Origin of the sequence: Kitasatospora sp. NBC_01560, from assembly GCF_045208415.1 — a bacterium.
In the GTDB taxonomy this organism is placed as follows: domain Bacteria; phylum Actinomycetota; class Actinomycetes; order Streptomycetales; family Streptomycetaceae; genus Kitasatospora.
Map to the genome: position 1 here is coordinate 2,313,898 of NZ_CP109364.1, position 17,271 is coordinate 2,331,168.

Annotated in this window: 16 protein-coding genes; 12 read left to right on the plus strand and 4 right to left on the minus strand. The window is 74.9% G+C overall.

The window, feature by feature from the left end:
• Nucleotides 1-21 precede the first annotated feature (21 nt).
• Nucleotides 22-1,227, plus strand: a complete 1,206-nt coding sequence (locus OH807_RS09590) for a cytochrome P450 (RefSeq protein WP_406196368.1) — start codon at nucleotides 22-24, stop codon at nucleotides 1,225-1,227.
• A gap of 306 nt (nucleotides 1,228-1,533) precedes the next feature.
• Here the strand turns inward: OH807_RS09590 and OH807_RS09595 are convergent, their stop codons facing one another.
• Nucleotides 1,534-2,142, minus strand: a complete 609-nt coding sequence (locus OH807_RS09595) for a TetR/AcrR family transcriptional regulator (RefSeq protein WP_406196371.1) — start codon at nucleotides 2,140-2,142, stop codon at nucleotides 1,534-1,536.
• Nucleotides 2,143-2,246: 104 nt separating this feature from the next.
• Here OH807_RS09595 and OH807_RS09600 point away from each other — a divergent pair, with 104 nt between their 5' ends.
• Complete coding sequence (locus OH807_RS09600) at nucleotides 2,247-3,224, plus strand: NADP-dependent oxidoreductase (RefSeq protein ID WP_406196373.1); 978 nt, start codon at nucleotides 2,247-2,249, stop codon at nucleotides 3,222-3,224.
• Nucleotides 3,225-3,239: 15 nt separating this feature from the next.
• Here OH807_RS09600 and OH807_RS09605 read toward each other — a convergent pair whose 3' ends face one another.
• Nucleotides 3,240-3,791, minus strand: a complete 552-nt coding sequence (locus OH807_RS09605) for a hypothetical protein (protein ID WP_406196375.1) — start codon at nucleotides 3,789-3,791, stop codon at nucleotides 3,240-3,242.
• 1,302 nt (nucleotides 3,792-5,093) lie between these two features.
• On the opposite strand from OH807_RS09605, the gene OH807_RS09610 reads away from it, so the two are divergent.
• From OH807_RS09610 to OH807_RS09655, 10 genes are all read left to right on the plus strand, one after another.
• Nucleotides 5,094-6,227: a phytanoyl-CoA dioxygenase family protein gene (locus OH807_RS09610; protein ID WP_406196378.1), complete on the plus strand. Its 1,134-nt coding sequence runs from the start codon at nucleotides 5,094-5,096 to the stop codon at nucleotides 6,225-6,227.
• A 14-nt stretch (nucleotides 6,228-6,241) separates the two neighbouring features.
• The gene (locus OH807_RS09615; protein ID WP_406196380.1) at nucleotides 6,242-7,555 is read left to right on the plus strand and encodes a DUF6271 family protein; all 1,314 of its coding nucleotides are present in this window, start codon (nucleotides 6,242-6,244) and stop codon (nucleotides 7,553-7,555) included.
• 25 nt (nucleotides 7,556-7,580) lie between these two features.
• Nucleotides 7,581-8,774, plus strand: a complete 1,194-nt coding sequence (locus OH807_RS09620) for a type III PLP-dependent enzyme (RefSeq protein WP_406196381.1) — start codon at nucleotides 7,581-7,583, stop codon at nucleotides 8,772-8,774.
• Complete coding sequence (locus OH807_RS09625; RefSeq protein ID WP_406196383.1) at nucleotides 8,775-9,416, plus strand: GNAT family N-acetyltransferase; 642 nt, start codon at nucleotides 8,775-8,777, stop codon at nucleotides 9,414-9,416.
• Between the two features lie 5 nt (nucleotides 9,417-9,421).
• The gene (locus OH807_RS09630; RefSeq protein WP_406196385.1) at nucleotides 9,422-10,720 is read left to right on the plus strand and encodes an MFS transporter; all 1,299 of its coding nucleotides are present in this window, start codon (nucleotides 9,422-9,424) and stop codon (nucleotides 10,718-10,720) included.
• A gap of 171 nt (nucleotides 10,721-10,891) precedes the next feature.
• The gene (locus OH807_RS09635; protein WP_406196387.1) at nucleotides 10,892-11,254 is read left to right on the plus strand and encodes a DUF6204 family protein; all 363 of its coding nucleotides are present in this window, start codon (nucleotides 10,892-10,894) and stop codon (nucleotides 11,252-11,254) included.
• Between the two features lie 79 nt (nucleotides 11,255-11,333).
• Nucleotides 11,334-11,801: a MarR family winged helix-turn-helix transcriptional regulator gene (locus OH807_RS09640; RefSeq protein WP_406196389.1), complete on the plus strand. Its 468-nt coding sequence runs from the start codon at nucleotides 11,334-11,336 to the stop codon at nucleotides 11,799-11,801.
• A 127-nt stretch (nucleotides 11,802-11,928) separates the two neighbouring features.
• Nucleotides 11,929-12,513: a cysteine hydrolase family protein gene (locus tag OH807_RS09645; RefSeq protein WP_406196391.1), complete on the plus strand. Its 585-nt coding sequence runs from the start codon at nucleotides 11,929-11,931 to the stop codon at nucleotides 12,511-12,513.
• On the plus strand, nucleotides 12,510-13,430 hold the full coding sequence (locus OH807_RS09650; protein WP_406196393.1) for a GlxA family transcriptional regulator: 921 nt from the start codon (nucleotides 12,510-12,512) through the stop codon (nucleotides 13,428-13,430). Before OH807_RS09645 ends, OH807_RS09650 begins: the two co-directional genes overlap by 4 nt.
• Before the next feature lie 153 nt (nucleotides 13,431-13,583).
• A complete protein-coding gene (locus OH807_RS09655) occupies nucleotides 13,584-14,501 on the plus strand; it encodes a polysaccharide deacetylase family protein (protein WP_406196395.1) in 918 nt (305 codons plus the stop codon).
• Nucleotides 14,502-14,635: 134 nt separating this feature from the next.
• Here OH807_RS09655 and OH807_RS09660 read toward each other — a convergent pair whose 3' ends face one another.
• Both OH807_RS09660 and fmt read right to left on the minus strand, forming a co-directional pair.
• Nucleotides 14,636-16,081, minus strand: a complete 1,446-nt coding sequence (locus OH807_RS09660) for an RsmB/NOP family class I SAM-dependent RNA methyltransferase (RefSeq protein ID WP_406196398.1) — start codon at nucleotides 16,079-16,081, stop codon at nucleotides 14,636-14,638.
• A gap of 240 nt (nucleotides 16,082-16,321) precedes the next feature.
• Complete coding sequence (gene fmt, locus OH807_RS09665; RefSeq protein ID WP_406196401.1) at nucleotides 16,322-17,257, minus strand: methionyl-tRNA formyltransferase; 936 nt, start codon at nucleotides 17,255-17,257, stop codon at nucleotides 16,322-16,324.
• Nucleotides 17,258-17,271: the final 14 nt, after the last annotated feature.

Here is a 17,271-nt window from a genome sequence, read left to right on the forward strand (position 1 = left end):
CGACGTGAGGAGACCCCCGCCTTGACCACCGCACCCACCACTCCCGTCCTCCCACTGCCCGCCCGGCACTCCGGCGGCTGCCCGTTCGGCCCGCCGCCCGCGTACTCCGAGGCCGCCGCCACCGGGCCGGTGACGAGGGCCGAGCTGCCCGACGGCGACCTCTGCTGGCTGGTCACCGGCTTCGCCGAGGTCCGCACCGTGCTGTCCGACCGCCGGTTCAGTGCCGACATCCGCCACCCGACCTTCCCGCTGCTGGTCGCTGGCGCTCGCGGGCTGATCGGCGACAATCCGGACTTCCTGCGGCTCGACGACCCCGAGCACGCCCGCCAACGCCGCATGATCACCGGGGAGTTCCTGGTCAAGCGGGTGGAGGCGATGCGCCCGGAGATCCAGCGGATCGTGGACGAGGAACTGGACCGGATGACCGCGGGCCGGACCACCGCCGACCTGGTCACCGACTTCGCGCTGCCGGTGCCCTCGCTGGTGATCTGCCTGCTGCTCGGCGTGCCGTACGAGGACCACGACCGCTTCCAGAGCCTGAGCCGCACGATGCTCAGCCGGGAGAGCACCGTGGAGCAGCTCCGGGAGGCCCAGGAGGGGGTCCGGGACTACCTGCGCGACCTGACGACCCGTAAGCGCGCACAGCCGGAGGACGACGTCCTCAGCCGGCTCGCGGCGCGGGACGACCTGACCCCGGACGACGTGGCCGGCACAGCCGTGCTGCTGCTGATCGCCGGGCACGAGACGACCGCGAACATGATCGCGCTGTCGACCGCGCTGCTGCTGGAGCACCCCGAGCAGATCCCCGGCCTGGCCGACCCGGCCACCCTGCCGGGCGCGGTGGAGGAGCTGTTGCGGCTGCTGACCATCGTGCACACCGGCCTGCCCCGGGTGGCACTGGAGGACGTGGAGCTGGGCGGCGTCACCGTCCGGGCCGGGGAGGGCGTGATGGCGATGCTCTCCACCGCCAACCGGGACGAGACGGTGTTCGGCGGCGCCGGCCATCGGGCGACGGACGAGCTGGACCTGGACCGGGACGCCCGGCGGCACCTGGCGTTCGGCTTCGGCGTGCACCAGTGCCTGGGCCAGCCGCTGGCCCGCGCCGAACTCCAGATCGCCCTGGAGACGCTGTTCCGCCGGCTGCCGGGGCTGCGGCTGTCCGGCGAGCGCGAGTTCCGTACCGATTCGTTCATCTACGGGATGCGGTCACTGCCCGTGAGCTGGTGAGCGGGGCCCGACCGGAGAACTCCCGCCGGAGTACCGGGCGGAGCCGTCCGGCCGATCATGTGCGGAGCCGGATGCCGCGCCCGCGCAGGTGGGGGCGGCACGGGCCGTTGCCGTAGACCTGGTCGGCGGCCACGCTGCCGGCCGTCTTCCGGGGCCCGCCCGGCCCCGTCCGCGGGACACGGATCTTCTCCGGTACCGGCTCGAACTGCGCGCAGTCCGCCCGCTGCCCCGGCGTGACGACCAGGGGCGGCGGGCGGCACCGGCCGTCCGGAGCAGCCGCCCGGGCCGGCTGCCGGCCGGCCCCGCCTACCCCTGCGGCTTCAACCCGTCCATCACCAGCCGGAACAGGTGGTCCCGGCGTTCGGCCAGACCGGGCGCCTGGTCGGCGATCCAGCTGAGGGCGTTGACCAGGGCGTACAGGTCGACGGCGGCCACGTCCGGGCGGACGAGGCCGGCCTGCTGCGCCGCCGCCAGCAGCCGGCCCCCGGCCTGCCGCATCTCCAGACAGGCGGCGTGCAGGGGGGAGGCGGCGTCGGCCAGGGTGGCCATCAACGTGGCGGGCAGGCCCCGGTAGACGGCGGTGCCGAGGGCGAACTCGGCGAGCCAGTCGGTCAGCGCGCGCTCCGGCGGGGCGGTGGCGGCGAGGGTGTCGGCGCGCTCGGCGAGCCGCTCGAAGCGCCGGCGCAGCAGGGCCTCCAGCAGTGCCTCCCGGGTCGGGAAGTGCCGGTAGAGCGTGCCGAGGCCGACCTCGGCACGGCGGGCGACGTCCCGGAGCGAGGCCTGGGTGCCCTGTTCCGCGACGACCTCCGCGGCCGCCTCCAGGACGCGATCGCGGTTGCGCCGGGCGTCCGCACGCGGGGCGCGGGCCGCCGCCCCCTCCGGCGGATCGTCGGCTTTCGATGACTCGATCGGCATGCGGCATCCCGTCGTTGACAAGCGGAGCGGCGCTCCGGTTAGCTGTTCCGGAGCAGTGCTCCGAATTGTACCCGGGGCGCTCCGCCATGCGATCGGGGAGAGACATGGGCACGGAATCGATGTACGCCGTCCGCCTGCACAGCTTCGGCGAGCCCGAGGTACTGGTCCACGAGGAGGTGGCCCGCCCGGCCCCCGGGCCGGGCGAGGTCCTGGTGCGCGTCCACGCGGCGGGCGTCAACCCGCCCGACTGGTACGCCCGGCGCGCGTTCGAGAACTTCCCGGTCGAGCTCCGCCCGGCCTGGACGCCGCCGCTCATCCTCGGCAGCGACATCTCCGGCACGGTCGCGGCAGTCGGCAGCGAGGTCGCCACCTGGCAGGTCGGCGACGAGGTCTTCGGCCTGGTCAACTTCCCCGGCCGCGCCGCCGGTTACGCCGAGTACGCGGTCGCCCCCGCCGACCACCTGGCCCGCAAGCCCGCCGGCCTCGGACATGTGGAGGCCGCGGCCGTCCCGATGGCCGGGCTGACGGCCTATCAATTCGTCGTCAAGCACCTCCGGTACGGCCCGGGCGGCACCGTACTCGTCAACGGCGCCGCCGGCGGGGTCGGCCACTTCGCCGTCCAGCTCCTCCGGGTGGCCGGTGCGGAGCAGGTGATCGGGGTCGCCTCCGGACGGCACGAGGAGTTCCTGCTCGGCCTCGGCGTGGACCGCTTCGTCGACTACACCCGGACGCCCGCCGAGGAGGTCGTCCGTGACGCCGACCTGCTGCTCGACACCGTCGGCGGGCCGGACGCGCACCGCCTGCTGCCCACCGTCCGGCGCGGCGGCCGGATCGCCCCCGTCTTCCTCGGGGACTACCGCCCGGAGCGTGCCGCAGCGCTCGGCATCACGCTCAACGAGCAGATGTGGCAGGTCCGTTCGAGCGGCAGCGACCTCACCGAACTGGCCGCCCTGCTGGACTCCGGCCGGGTACGGGTCGGCATCGACAGCGTCCACCCCCTCCAGGAGGCCGCGGCCGCCCACCGCCGCGCCGAACAGGGCCACCTCCAGGGCAAGATCGTCCTGCAGGTCACCGACCGGTAGTCCCGAGCCGCCGCCTCAGCGCTCCTCTCGGCGCGGCTCCCCCGCCGGCTCCCCCGCCGGCTCCTCCCGCGACCCCGCCACCGGCGCCGGCACCGCGCCCGCAAGCCCGGGTGCGGCGCCGCCCCGGCGCCTGCGGTACTCGGCCCCGTACGCGACCGCCAGCGGCGGCAGCACGGCCGCCGCCGCCAGCGCGAGCACGGCCGGGGTGACGTAGCCGGGCACGGCATCGACGGCGTAGCTCCGGCCGCCGGGCACGTGGCAGACGAAGCCGAGCGGCAGGTACTCCACCTCGTAGTCGTCGACCAGCAGCGCCTTCTCCATCCCGGCCGCCCGGCACGGCCGGAGCGGAGTCGAATCCGTCCCGCCGTCCTCCGCGTCGATCACCTGGAGGCCGACGTGCAGCGCGCCCCACAGGTACAGCGCGACGGCCCCGGCAGCGGCGAGCGCGGAGAGGCCGCGCACCAGCCGGCCGGTGTCGCCGCGGTGGCGCACCAGGGCCACGCAGCCGTACCGGAGGAGTACGAGGACGAGGCACGGAGCGGCCAGGACGACCAACAGAAGCAGCACGGCCCCACCCTCTCCCGGGGCGCCCTCGGCGGCACCCTCACCGGGGATCATAGGATCGGAGGCCCTGCCCGCCCCAGCGGTCGGACGGCCCGCGGCGTGGAACCTTTGCGCGCCACCCACGCCATCCCTCCACACCCGGAGAGGCGCCCGAAGGGCCCTCAGGTCGCCGCCCTCCCCCGGACCGCCCGCCGTCCGCTCACCGGCCCCGCCGCCGGCTGCCGGCTGCCGGCTGCCGGCTGCCGGCTGCCGCAACCGTTCCCCCGCCGATGGACGGCCTGCCGATCGAATCGGTGGCGTCGCCGCGCCGATTCGCGGCGGCCGCCCCGCGATTCCGGCGCCACGAACCGCATCGGCCCCGAACCATGGGGCCGGCCCCGCTCCCGACCGGGGGAACTCCCCTACGAAAAGGGCTCCGACCGATCGGGCAGCGCGAACTGCCCTTTCGGGCAAGGGTTTCCGGCCGACGTCGCGACCGAAACCGATGCGGCCGCTCCGGCGCAGGTCACCGCCGCCCGGAGCTGCCACCGGATCATCATCCGGCCTCCCCAGGAGAAGGGTTGACACCACAAGTTGGTCTAGTCCACCGTAGGAGAAAGCAAGTTCGAAGAGACGGAAAGCCCTGGCCGGACACCCTGCCGGGCATGCGAGTTGGCTACCGGATCCGCATGTCCGCCAAGAACGTCAACGAGCCACGAGGGGCGCCAGCAGCAGAAGGAGGACGGAATCCCGGCCCTGTCCCCGCGGACGACCGCAGCGACCGTACCGGCCGCGGCGAGCGCCTGACCGCGGGAGCCGCCGGGAACGGCGAGTACCGCAACCTCCTCCATCACCCGGCAGCCCCCGCCGCCCTTCAGCACCTTCCACCTCCGGACGGTCGGCCCGGCGCAGCCGCACACCGGCACCCGAGCCGTCCCGACCGCCCCTGATCGGCGGGCCGTTCGAACCGCCGACCGCCCCCGAGCCGGTCGGCACCCTCCTGGCCGAACGCCCCCACCCGAGCTCCGGACCCCCGACACGCCGCGCCGGCCGACGGCGCCCGCCGCGGCGCCGGTCTGCCCGCACCCCCGCGCGCGCGGCGTGCACCCCGGGCGCAGCCGCGCGCACCGGGCGCCGCACGCACGCGCCCGAGCAGCGCGCGCCCGGACCTCACACACCCTCATGTCACCTGCCCGCAGCGCCGTCCCACGCCACCTCACGTCCCCTGACGCCGCCCTACGCCGCCCTACGCCGCCTTACGCACCGACCGCCGGAGCGCTGTTCCCTCCCGGCCGCACGAAGTCTTCCGATCCTTGGAGTGATTGCATGCCGACCCCTGACGGACACCTCTACCGGGCCGCGTCGGACCGTCCCTACTTCAGCAACGACGGCGAGGCCTACCTCGCGCAGACCCCGCTGAAGGACATCGAGAAGTCGCGGCCGCTGCGCGTGCTGTCCGAGCAGGACTTCACCTTCTGGCAGACCTACGGCTACGTCGTCGTGAAGCAGGCGATCCCCGCCGAGGCGGCCCGGCGCCTGCTCGACTTCGCGTGGGAGTTCCAGGGGCTCGACCCCGAGCGGCCGGAGACCTGGTACGAGGAGCGCGAGCACCGCGACGAGCTGGACCAGCACCTGCACGTCTACGGCTTCGTCGAGGCGTACCAGCACCAGCTGCTCTGGGAGAGCCGGCAAGCCCAACGGGTCTACGACGCGTTCGTCGACGTGTGGGACTGCGAGGAGCTGTGGGTCACGCTCGACCGGCTCAACCTGAACCCGCCGAACGTCGGGACGCGTGACCGTGCGCTGATCGAGCCGACCGACAAGGGCTTCGACATCGAGCTGCACTGGGACGTCGACACCACCCTCGGCATGCTGCCGCAGCGCGTCCAGGGCATCATCGCGCTCAACGACACCCGGCCGGACCACGGCGGCTTCCAGTGCAATCCCGAGCTGTTCCGGCGGTTCAACCAGTGGCAGGCCGCCCAGCCCGCCGACCGGGACCCGATCCGGCCCGCCGTCGACCGCGCCGAGTTCCCGGTGGTCCGGCCCGACCTGGAGGCCGGCGACCTGCTGATCTGGAACGGCATGCTGGCCCACGGAGTGGCCCGCAACGTCTCCGAACGCGGCGTCCGCGCCGTTCAGTACCTGTCGATGATGCCGGCCCTGGAGGAGCACGCGGAGCTGCGGAGCTCGCGGGTCGCGTCCTGGCGCGACCTCTCCACGCCGACCTGGAACCGGACGCTGGTCGGCGACGCCCGCCGGCACGAGTCGCTCCGGTACGGCCGCGCGGAGCTGACCGGACTCGGCGCCAAGCTGCTGGGCCTCGCGTCCTGGCACGGCGGCCGCGCCGAGCACCCCGACACCGAGCACCCCGACGCCGCCCGGACGGACGCCGCGCCCACCGACGCCGCCCGGCACGACACCGCACAGCACCTCCCGCAGCAGGACGCCGAAGGGTGAACCGGAGTACCGGCATGCACAGAATCTGCCTGACCCTGCCCACCAACCGCCCCTGCGCCGACACGATTTCGGCGGTCGGCGCGGAGGCGGCCCACGCCGCCGAGCACTTCGGCGCCGACGTCCACCTCCTGGTCCTGGACTCCTCCGACGCCGCGACCTTCGCCGTGCACGCCAAGGCCGCCGCCGCCCTCCCGCCGACGCCCGGCGTCACCGTGCACCACCTGGACGAGACCGCCCAGCGCGGCTTCCTCCGCGAGGTCGTCGACCGCTCCGGCGCCGCCGACCCCGACACCCTGCTCGACCTCATGCTCCCCGACGCCGTCTCGTACGGGGCCTGCACCAATCGCGCCTTCCTCCTCGCCGCCGCCCTCGGCTGCACCTCCGTGCACCGCCGCGACTCCGACAGCGCCTACCAACTCCTCGACGGCAAACCGGTCTTCCCCGTCCACCACGAACTCCGCACCCTCGGCAGGCGCGCCGCCGACGCCGCGGGCGCGGTGACCGACGCACCGCTCGACCCGGTGCACGCGGAGAAGCCGGTGTCGATGGTCGGCAGTTCCTTCGTCGGTGAACTCTCCGTCGACATCGGTGAGATCCGCGCACTGGACGAGGAGCTCTACTACCGGGTGGTGGGTCTCTGGGCCCGGGCCGGGGCATCCGAGGAGGAGCGACGGGAGCTGGTGGACGACTCCTTCGTCGGCGCCGGCACCGAGCCGTTCACCGCCGACCGTTCGGTGCTGGACCTGCCCGACATCTGGCGGGTGGACATGTGCAACATCGCCCTCGACCACGACGTGTACGAGCGCGTCCCGCTGCCGCCCGCGACCGACACCATCGGCAGCGACTACTTCCTGCTGCACGTGGTCCGTGACGCCACGCTCCCCGGCGTCGTGCACAACCGCAACATCGTCAACTACTACACCCCCGAACGGCGGACCGGCCCCGGGTTCACCGCCTACCAGCTTCGGTTCACCAAGTTCCTGCTGTCGATGCTCTACCTCTACCCGGTCTACTCCGACCTGGAGGAGGCACTCGGCGCCCTGCTGGACGAGCAGCACCACGTCCGTGCCGACGCGATCCTCGACTCGGTGCGGCGCAGCATCGGCGCCGACCGCGCCGAGAACCTCCGGAGGCTTGCCGTCCTCGATCACTGCTACCGCCAACTGGGCGGCAAGTACCGTGACTTCGCCGATCACCTGGCCCCCAGGCGCGGGCGCCTGCTGGACGAGGCGCAGGCGGACGCCGAGGCCTTCGCCCGGCTGATCGAGGCCTGGAGCCCACTGGTCCGCGCGAGCCGGGCGGTCGGGCTCGCCCGGCCGGCCCGGTAGTCGGGCGGGCCCGGCCTTGCCGACGATGCAGCACACCACCGCACTGCGGGCCGCCCTGGCGGCGTCCGCCGACGACCGGATCGTCTTCGACCTCGACGGGATCGAGGGCCAGTACGCCGCACTGCTGCGCGAACTGCCCGGCATCGCCGTCCGGTTCGCCATGAAGGCGTGCCCGGTGGACGAGGTGCTCGCCGCCCTGGCGCAGCTCGGCGCCGGCTGCGACGCGGCGAGCCCGTACGAGATCACCCAGGCCCTGCGGGCCGGCGTCCCGGTCGGGCGGATCCACTTCGGCAACACCATCAAGTCCGACCGGAACATCGCCGACGCGTACCGGCTGGGCGTCCGCGACTTCGCGACGGACAGCCTCGCGGACGTCGCGGCGCTGGCCGTCCACGCGCCCGGCGCCCGGGTGTTCTGCCGGCTCGCGACCACCGGCGAGGGGGCACTCTGGGGCCTGAGCCGGAAGTTCGGCTGCTCCCCGGAGGACGCCGTCGCGGTCATGGAGGCGGCGCGGGCGGCGGGGCTGACCCCGGCCGGTCTCTCCGTCCACGTCGGCTCGCAGCAGATGACCTCGGAGGCCTGGCAGCAGGCGCTGGACGAACTGGCCGCGCTGATCGAGGCGTTGAACGAGCGGGGCATCCTGCTGGACCACGTCAACCTCGGCGGCGGCCTGCCCGCCCTCGGCGTCCTCGACAAGCGGGGCCGGCCGCTCGACCCGCCGGTGGACAAGATGTTCGCCGTGATCCGGGAGGGCATGCAGCGCCTGCGGGAGGTCTCTGCCTCGCCGCTGGACTTCGTGCTGGAGCCGGGCCGCCACCTGGTCGCGGACCACGGCGCGATCCGGGCCCACGTCTCCCGGCTGACCGAGCGGCAGCAGCTCTCCGGCGGGCGCGAGCACTGGCTCTACCTGAGCTGCGGCAAGTTCAACGGCCTGTACGAGATGGACGAGCTGCAGTACCGGATGGAGTTCCCCACCCACCCGGACGCGCCGTCCGTGCCGGCCGTCGTCGCGGGCCCGACCTGCGACAGCGACGACGCCTACGCCCACGAGGGCGGCCTGGTCCGGGTGCCGGCCGCGGCCGCCTCGGGGGAGCCGGTCTGGATCTTCTCCTGCGGCGCGTACGCCACCGCCTACATGACCCAGGGCTTCAACGGGTTCCAGCCGCTTCCGTACACCTGCATCCGCGGTGGCGGCTTCGCCACAGGAGGTTCCGCGTAGATGTCCGACGAGATCCGGATCCGCCGGCTGGCCGCCGGCGACTGGGACGGCGTGGTCGCCCTGGAGGAGCGCGCGTACGCCGCGAGCGGCCTGTCGGAGGGCCGGGCCGCCCTGGAGTCGCGCGGCCGGGCCTCGCCCGACACCTGCTTCGCCCTGGAGCACCGCGGGCGGTTCGGCGGCTACCTGCTCGCCCTGCCCTACCCGCTGTTCCGCTGCCCGGACCTCAGCCTGACGGAGGCGGCCCGGGGCGCCGACGGGGCCGAGGAGGCCGGCGGCGCCCGTCCGGGCCGGCCCGCCAACATGCACGCGCACGACCTCGTCATAGCCGAGGAGCTGCGCGGGCGCGGCCTGGCACCGCTGCTGCTGGACCACCTGGCCAGGGCGGCGCGGGCCCGCGGGTACCGGACCGTCTCGCTGGTGGCCGTCCGCGGCAGCGACGTGCTCTGGGCCCCGCTCGGCTACCGGGCCGATCCGGCGGTGGCGCTCCCGGCGAGCTACGGCGACCGCGCGGTCTACATGTCGATGACCCTGCCGCCTCCGGAGCCCGTCCCGGCCGGTGCCGCCCCCACCCCCGCGGCCCGAGCCGGCGGGCACCCCGACGACCCGCTGGCCGGGTCACCACCGAAAGTCGAAGTGGGCTGATGCACATGTTCCGCGTTCGCGATGACTACCGCCGGGCACAACTGGCCATCGCGGCACTGTTCCTCTTCCTCGGCTTCCAGTACGCGACCTGGGTCTCGCGCCTCCCCGCGCTCCGCACCCGGCTCGATCTGAGCGAGGCGGAGATCGGCCTGCTGCTGATGGTCTGCGGCATCGGCGCCGCCGCGTCCTTCCCGCTCGTCGCGGTCCTGATGAGGCGGCTGGGCTCCCGGGTGCTGGCGTCCGTCTCGGCGCTCGCGCTGGGCGCCGTCCTGCTCGCGCTCGCGGTGGTGCCGAACTACCCGGTCACGTTGCTGGTGGTGTTCTGCGACGGTGTCGCCGTCGGCTGCCTGAACGTGGCGATGAACGCCCAGGGCGCGGCGCTGGAGGTGAAGTTCGCGCGGACGGCGATGTCCAGACTGCACGCGACGTTCAGCGGCGGCTCGCTGCTGGCCGCCCTGCTCGCCTCCGGCGTCAACGCGTTCACCACCACGCTCGCCGTGCACTTCGGCGTGGCGACCGCGCTGCTCCTCCTGGTGCTCGGGCTCGCCCGGCCGGGGCTGCTGCGGGAGGAGCGACCCGCCGAGGAGCCCGCCCCGGCCGGGGCGGCGGCGGAGGAGAAGCGCCGCCGGTTCTCGCTCCCCTCCCGGGTGACGCTCTGGATGGGCCTCGCCATGGTGTTCGGCACCGTCACCGAGGGCGCGATGAACGACTGGTCGGCGCTCTACATCAAGGACGTCGTGCACGCGGCGCCGTCGCTGGCACCGATGGGCATCGCGGTCGTCTCGGTCATGATGGTGCTCGCCCGGATCTTCGCCGACGGCTGGCGCAGCCGCCTCGGCGACGGCCTGATCGTCCGCGTCGGCAGCGTGCTGGCCGGGGCCGGGCTGGCCCTCGCCCTGCTGGTCGGCGGCCTGGTGCCGACGCTCGTCGGCTTCGCCTGCGTCGGCGCGGGCGTCGCCGCCGTGACCCCGTGCGTGTACGTGGCCGCGGCCCGGCAGGGGTCCGACGCGCTCTCCCTGGTGGCCGCCATGGGCACCACCGGCCTGCTGGCCGGTCCGGCCGTGATCGGCTTCATCGCCAGTGCCGGCAGCCTGACCTGGGGCATGGGCGCGGTCGCCGCCTCGGCGGCGGTCGTCTCGCTCTGCGCGACGCAGATCCGCTGGCCCGCCGTGCAGGGCCCGGCGACGCAGGACACCGCAGCGCAGGAGCCCTTGGCGCAGGAGCCCTTGGCGCAGGACAGTGCAGCGCAGGAGCCCCCGGCCGGCGACCCGGCCCCGGGCACCACGGCCCTCACCGAAGCCTGATCCCACCCGGGTGGGCCGGGCCCCGACCTCCCCGCCACCCCGACCTCCCCGCCGCCCCACCCGGACCGCCCGCCACCGGGCCCCGCCCGCCGACCGGGTGGGGCCCGGCGGCGTCCCCGGGGCGCGGAAAGGCGGTGGAACCGCCCCAGCCCCGCTGGTTAGGGTCGGGGGATGACCACTCGTACCTTCCGCATCATGGTCCGCGGCGTCTTCGACGGACTCACCGCCGACCAGCGTGCCGAGCTCACCGCCCGCGCCGACGAGCACAGCATCCTGCACGCGGCCTTCACCCCCGAGGGCCACCTCAGCTACGACCTCACCGCCCGCGCCGCCTTCACCTTCCGTTTCCTCGACTCCGGCGAGGCCGAGGAGGACATCCTGGACGCGACCGAGCGCGCCGAGGAGGCCGCGAAGTCCTGGCTGGCCGAGCGCGGCTACGGCTGCAGGAACCTCCGCTCCCAGGCCGAGGACCTCTCGCAGGCCGCCCTCGGCAAGCGGCAGCGCCGCGCCGCCGCCGGCCGCACCGCCGACTGACCCGCCCCCTCCCCCTCCCCCTCCGCCGGTCCTTGACTGCTCAGCCCGCTGATATGGTTGAGCAGTCAAGGAGGCGGCAATGAGTGAGACCCTGGACGCGTCCCTGCGTCTGCTGCGGGCGCAGGCGACGCTGGTGAGGCGGTTCGACGCGAGCCTGAGCGGTCTGCACGGCGTGAGCCTCGCAGACTTCACCCTGCTGCTCCGCCTCGGCCAGGCCCCCGGCGGCCGGCTGCGCCGGGTGGATCTCGCCGAGGCCCTCGGCCTGACCGCCTCCGGCGTCACCCGCGGGCTGGCCCCACTGGAGCGCATCGGCCTGGTGACGCGCGAGCCGGACGCCCGGGACGCCCGGGTCGCCTACGCCTCGCTCACCGACACCGGCCGCGAGCGGCTCACCGAGATGCTCGCCACCGCCCGCCAGGTCGCCGACGACGTGTTCGCCGCCCCGCGGTGGAGCCCGCAGGACGTCGGCCTGCTCTCCGAGCTGACCACCCGGCTCGGCGGCACCGGCCTGGACGGCACCCCACCGGCCGGCACCCGCCGCCCGTAGCCACCGCCGCCCGCCGCAGCCGCCACCGCGCCGCGCAGCACCCCGCCGTCCCGTGCTGACCGGATCGTTCCGCTACCGGCCCCGATGGTGCCTTCGGCCGGGCGCCCGCAGCGGCCATGATCGAGGCATGAACAGCGCACTCGTCGTCATCGACGTCCAGGAGTCCTTCCGGCAGCGGGCCAACTGGGCCGCCGTCTCCAACCCCGCCATCGTCGACCGGGTGAACCGGCTGGTCGAGCACGCCCGTGCCGAGGGCGACCTCGTCGTCTGGGTCCTGCACGCCGAGCCGGGCACCGGCGACGTCTTCGACCCCGCCCTCGGGCACGTCCGCCCGATCGAGGGCCTGACCCCCGCCGCCGGCGAGCCCGTCCTCACCAAGACCTCGCACAACGCGTTCACCACCACCAACCTCCAGCAGCTGCTCACCGAGCGCGGCATCCGCGAGCTGATCGTCAGCGGCATCCGGACGGAGCAGTGCTGCGAGACCACCGCCCGGATCGGCGCCGACCTCGGCTACCGCGTCACCTTCGTCACCGACGCCACCGCGACCCACCCCATCGAGCACCGCGACGCCCCGCCCGGGCGCAGCCTGGACGAGATCCTCGCCGACCCGCGCACCCTCTCCGCCGACGAGGTGATCGCCCGCACCGAGTACGCTCTGGCCGGGCGGTTCGCCCGGATCACCACCGTGGAGGAGCTGACCGGATCGTGATGCGCGTCGTCTTCCTGCTCGTGCCGCAACTGCACCTGCTCGACCTCGCCGGGCCCGCCCAGGTCTTCTCCACGGCGGCCGACCAGGGCCTCGGCTACGAGATCGCCCACGTCGCCGAGCAGGAGGACGTCCCCACCGCGCAGGGCCTCACCCTCCGAGCCACCACCACCTGGCCGGAGCTGACCCCGGAGGACCTCCTCGTCGTCCCCGGCTGGCGTTCCCCCGTGCTGCGGGGCCACGGCGAGGTGTCGCCGGCCGCCCTGGCCCGGCTCGCCGCCCACCACGCGGCCGGCGGCACCGTCGCGAGCATCTGCGCGGGCGCCGACGCCCTCGGCCGCGCCGGGCTGCTGGACGGCCGGCGCTGCACCACCCACCACGACGTCCAGGAGGAGCTGGCCGCCCGCCACCCGCACGCGACGGTGGTCCGCGACGTGCTGTACGTGGTGGACGACCGCGTGGTCACCTCCGCGGGCATCGCCAGCGGCATCGATCTCGCCCTGCACCTGGTGGCCGGCCGGCACGGCCCCGCGGCCGCCGCCCGGATCGCCCGCGAGATGGTCGTCTACGCCCGCCGCAACGGGGACGAGCAGCAGGCCGGCGCCATGCTCCGGCACCGCGCCCATCTGATCGACGCCGTCCACCGGGCGCAGGACCTCATCGAGGCCCGCTTCGACAGCCGCCTCGGCCTCACCGCCCTCGCCGCAGCCGTCGGCGTCAGCGAACGCACCCTCACCCGGCACTTCACCGAGGCCACCGGGCTCACCCCGCTCCGCTACCAGCAGGAGCTGCGGCTGGAGCGTGCCGAGCACCTCGTCGCACACGGCGCCACCGCCGAATCCGCCGCCCGCACCGTCGGTTTCCAGGACGCCCGCATGCTCCGCCGCCTCCGCGCCCGGGCCGAGCCCACCCGGTCATGACCCGCCCCGGCCGGCCCGGCTGACCACCGGCCCGTCCCCCGGCAGACGCGGCCCGCGACCACAGACCCCTCCCACCGGCGGACGCCCCGCCGACGAGAACCCCGCCGACGAAAATCCCGTGCGCCACCGCGCACCCGCAGCAAGACTTCGGCCATGGACCACCCCGCCACCACCCCACGCCGGTCGAGCGAACTGCTCGGCTTCGCCGCCGACGCCAAGGTCCTGATCGTCAACTGCGACGACTTCGGGCTGGACGACGGCGTCAACGCCGCGGTCGTCGAGGCCGTCGAACGCGGCATCGCGGGCTCGTGCAGCGTGATGCCCTCCGCCCCGGCGGCCGCCGGCGCCCTGCAACTCCTGCGCGAGCGGCCGGAGCTGCCGTTCGGCGTGCACCTCACGATGGTCTGCGAGGCCCCCCGGCACCCCTGGGGCCCGCTGACCGCGCGCGAGCTGGTGCCCTCACTGCTGGACGAGGCCGGGGAGCTGTTCGCCCCCACGCCCGAGGGCCGCGCCAGGCTGCTCGCCCGGGCCCGCACGGAGGAGGTGGAGCGCGAGTTCCGCGCCCAGATCGACGCCGTGGCCGGCGCCGGACTGCACCCGACCCACCTCGACTTCCACTGTCTCGCCGACGCCGGCCGGGGCGACCTGTTCGAGCTCACCCTCGCCCTCGGCGCCGAGTACGGCCTGGCCGTCCGGGTCTGGCTGGCCCCCGGGCTCCGCACGGCACGCCGCCGTGGCCTGCCGGTGGTCGACCACCCGTTCCTCGACAGCTTCGCCCTGCCCGTGGACGACAAGCCCGCCCACTACGCCCGGCTGCTCGCCGAACTCCCGCCCGGCCTCAGTGAATGGGCCGTCCACCCCGGCCGGGGCGACCGGAGCGCCGGTGCCACCGCGGAGGACCGGCGCGTCCGCCGGAGCGACTACGACTTCCTCACCTCGCCGCACGCCCGCGACCTGCTCGACGCACACGGCGTCACCGTCATCGACTACCGCCCTCTACAAGCACGGTGGCCCTCGGCGGACGCCGACCGAGCCGCCCCGCCAGGGATCGGAGGCCCCCGACGGACCTGACCGGCCGCGCCGCTGCTCCGCCCCCGGGCCTCCGCCGCGGGGCCCGCCCCGCTCGCCGTCCACCGCACGGACGCCGGGGGCCGGCCGCGCACGCGACCGGCCCCCGATGCCCCGCCTCATGTCCCGGCCGGCGGCTACGCGGTGCGGCGCAGCAGCGCCAGGTACATCGCGTCCGTCCCGTGCAGGTGCGGCCAGAGCTGCACGTCCGGGCCCTCGCCCAGCCCCGGCAGGCCCGGCAGCAGCGGGCGCGCGTCGATCCACTCGACCCGGCCGCCCTGCTCGCGCAGCACGTCGTCGACCACGGCCCGGGTCTCCGCCAGGTGCGGCGAGCAGGTCGCGTAGCCGACGACGCCGCCGGGGCGGGTGGCGTCGATGGCCGAGCGCAGCAGGTCGCGCTGGAGCGGGCCGAACGCGGCGACGTCCGCCGGGCGGCGGCGCCAGCGGGCCTCCGGGCGGCGGCGCAACGCGCCGAGGCCGGAGCAGGGGACGTCGACCAGCACCCGGTCGAAGGCGTCGGGCCGCCACGCGGGGCGGGTGCCGTCGGCGGCGATCACGGTGTACGGACCGGGGTTGCCCTCCAGCGTCCGGGCGACGAGTCGTGCCCGGTGCGGCTGCTTCTCGCTCGCGACCAGCGCCGCGCCCCGCTCGGCCGCCAGCGCGGCCAGCAGGGCGGCCTTGCCGCCGGGACCGGCGCAGCCGTCCAGCCAGAGCCGGTCGGCACCGTCGAGCGGTGCGGCGGCGAGGGCGAGGGCGACGAGCTGACTGCCCTCGTCCTGGACGCCGGCGCGGTTCTCCTGGACGGCCGGCAGGGTGCCGGGGTCGCCGCCCTCGGCCAGCCGGAGGGCGTACGGGGACCAGCGGCCGGGCTCGGCCTCGGGGAGCGTTTCGGCGAGTTCCTGGACGGTGACCCGGCCCGGGCGGGCCACGAGGGTGACCTCCGGGCGCTCGTTGTCGGCGCGGAGCAGCTCCTCGACGGCAGTGCGTCCGGAGGCGTCGGGCTGCCAGCGGCCGAGCGAGTCCCAGAGCGCGCCGACCACCCAGCGCGGGTGGGAGTGGACGACGGCGAGGTGGTCCTCGGCGTCCTTCTCGTAGGGCGGGGCGACCTTCGCGATCCAGGCGTCCAGGTCGTGGGCGCTGATCCGGCGGAGCACGGCGTTGACGAACTTGGCCTTGCCGTCGCCGAGCACCACCCGGGCGAGCTCCACGGTGGCCGAGACGGCGGCGTGGCTGGGCACGCGGGTGGCGAGCAGCTGGTGGGCGCCGAGCGAGAGCACGTCGAGCACCGGCGGGTCGACCTTGCTGAGCGGGCGGTCGATGCAGGCGGCGATGATCGCGTCGTAGGTGCCCTGCAGGCGCAGGGTGCCGTAGACCAGTTCGGTGGCGAGGGCGGCGTCGCGCCGGTCCATGCCCTTCTGCTCGGCCTCGCGGAGCAGAGAAGGCAGGATCAGGTTGGCGTAGGCGTCGCGCTCGTCGACGGCGCGCAGGGCGCGGAACGCGACGATCCGGGCCGGGTCCTTCTTGGGACGGCGGTGCGGGCGGGGCGCGCGATTGGCGCCGGGGGTGCTGCTGGGCGTGCTCATACCTGTGTGCCTCAAGGTGCTGCGGTGGTTATCGGGGAATCAGTGGGTTGCCGACGGCGGCCGGTGGCCCCGGCAGCGCCGGTGGCCGGTGTCGGCCTTTTTGTGTCGGCCGCCGGTGTCGGCTCTTGGCTCTTGGTGACCACGGCCGATGCCGGTCGGACGGGTCGGTGCTTGTCGGACGGGTCGGTGCTTGTCAGACGAACAGTAGCGCCGAACGCGGGCCCGGGCCCTCCCGGCCGCTCAGCCCTCGAACCGTTCGCCGGACTCGATCCGCGCGCCCCGGGCCCAGTCCGCGGCCCGCATCGCCTTCTTGCCCTGCGGACGGACCTCGCCGAGCTCGACCTCGTGGCTGCCGGTACCGACCCGGACACTGTTCTTGCCGACGGCCAGCTCCCCGGGCGCGAGGGCCGAGGAGTCCGTCACCAGCGCGACCGGCCCGGTGACCTTGAGCCGCTCGCCGCGGAAGGTCGTCCAGGCGCCGGGGGCGGGGGCGCAGCCGCGCACCACGCGGTCGACCCGCAGGGCCGGGTGGGTCCAGTCGATCCGGGCGTCCTCGACGGTGATCTTCGGTGCGAGGGTGATGCCCTCGGCCGGCTGCGGCACGGCGTGCAGGCTGCCGGCGGCGATGCCGTCCATGGTGGCGGCGAGCAGCCGGGCTCCGGAGTGGGCCAGCCGGCCGAGCAGTTCGCCGCTGGTGTCGGTGGGGCGGATCTCCTCGGTGATCACGCCGTAGACCGGACCGGAGTCGAGGCCCTGCTCGATCAGGAAGGTGGAGGCGCCGGTCACCTCGTCACCGCCCAGCACCGCGTGCTGGACGGGGGCCGCGCCGCGCCAGGCGGGGAGCAGCGAGAAGTGCAGGTTCACCCAGCCGTGCTTCGGGATCTCCAGCGTGCCGGGCCGCAGCAGCGCACCGTAGGCGACCACCGGGCAGCAGTCGGGGGCGAGTTCGGTGAGCCGGGCGACGAAGTCCGGGTCGCTGGGCTTCGCCGGCTTGAGGACCTCGATCCCGGCCTCCTCGGCGCGCTGGGCGACGGGGCTGGCGACCAGCTTGCGGCCGCGGCCGGCGGGGGCGTCGGGGCGGGTGACCACCGCGACGACCTCGTGCTGGTCCGAGGCGAGCAGGGCGTCCAGGGCGGGAACGGCGACCTCGGGGGTGCCGGCGAACACGAGGCGCATCAAGTGCCTTTCTG

Bases quoted from the DNA above. Each gene is read 5' to 3' on its own strand.
- OH807_RS09635 (WP_406196387.1), top strand. From the start codon at position 10,892: ATGACCACTCGTACCTTCCGCATCATGGTCCGCGGCGTCTTCGACGGA.
- OH807_RS09645 (WP_406196391.1), top strand. From the start codon at position 11,929: ATGAACAGCGCACTCGTCGTCATCGACGTCCAGGAGTCCTTCCGGCAG.
- OH807_RS09595 (WP_406196371.1), bottom strand. From the start codon at position 2,142: ATGCCGATCGAGTCATCGAAAGCCGACGATCCGCCGGAGGGGGCGGCG.
- OH807_RS09620 (WP_406196381.1), top strand. From the start codon at position 7,581: ATGCAGCACACCACCGCACTGCGGGCCGCCCTGGCGGCGTCCGCCGAC.
- OH807_RS09640 (WP_406196389.1), top strand. From the start codon at position 11,334: ATGAGTGAGACCCTGGACGCGTCCCTGCGTCTGCTGCGGGCGCAGGCG.
- OH807_RS09600 (WP_406196373.1), top strand. From the start codon at position 2,247: ATGGGCACGGAATCGATGTACGCCGTCCGCCTGCACAGCTTCGGCGAG.
- OH807_RS09625 (WP_406196383.1), top strand. From the start codon at position 8,775: ATGTCCGACGAGATCCGGATCCGCCGGCTGGCCGCCGGCGACTGGGAC.
- OH807_RS09615 (WP_406196380.1), top strand. From the start codon at position 6,242: ATGCACAGAATCTGCCTGACCCTGCCCACCAACCGCCCCTGCGCCGAC.
- OH807_RS09655 (WP_406196395.1), top strand. From the start codon at position 13,584: ATGGACCACCCCGCCACCACCCCACGCCGGTCGAGCGAACTGCTCGGC.
- fmt (WP_406196401.1), bottom strand. From the start codon at position 17,257: ATGCGCCTCGTGTTCGCCGGCACCCCCGAGGTCGCCGTTCCCGCCCTG.
- OH807_RS09630 (WP_406196385.1), top strand. From the start codon at position 9,422: ATGTTCCGCGTTCGCGATGACTACCGCCGGGCACAACTGGCCATCGCG.
- OH807_RS09660 (WP_406196398.1), bottom strand. From the start codon at position 16,081: ATGAGCACGCCCAGCAGCACCCCCGGCGCCAATCGCGCGCCCCGCCCG.
- OH807_RS09610 (WP_406196378.1), top strand. From the start codon at position 5,094: ATGCCGACCCCTGACGGACACCTCTACCGGGCCGCGTCGGACCGTCCC.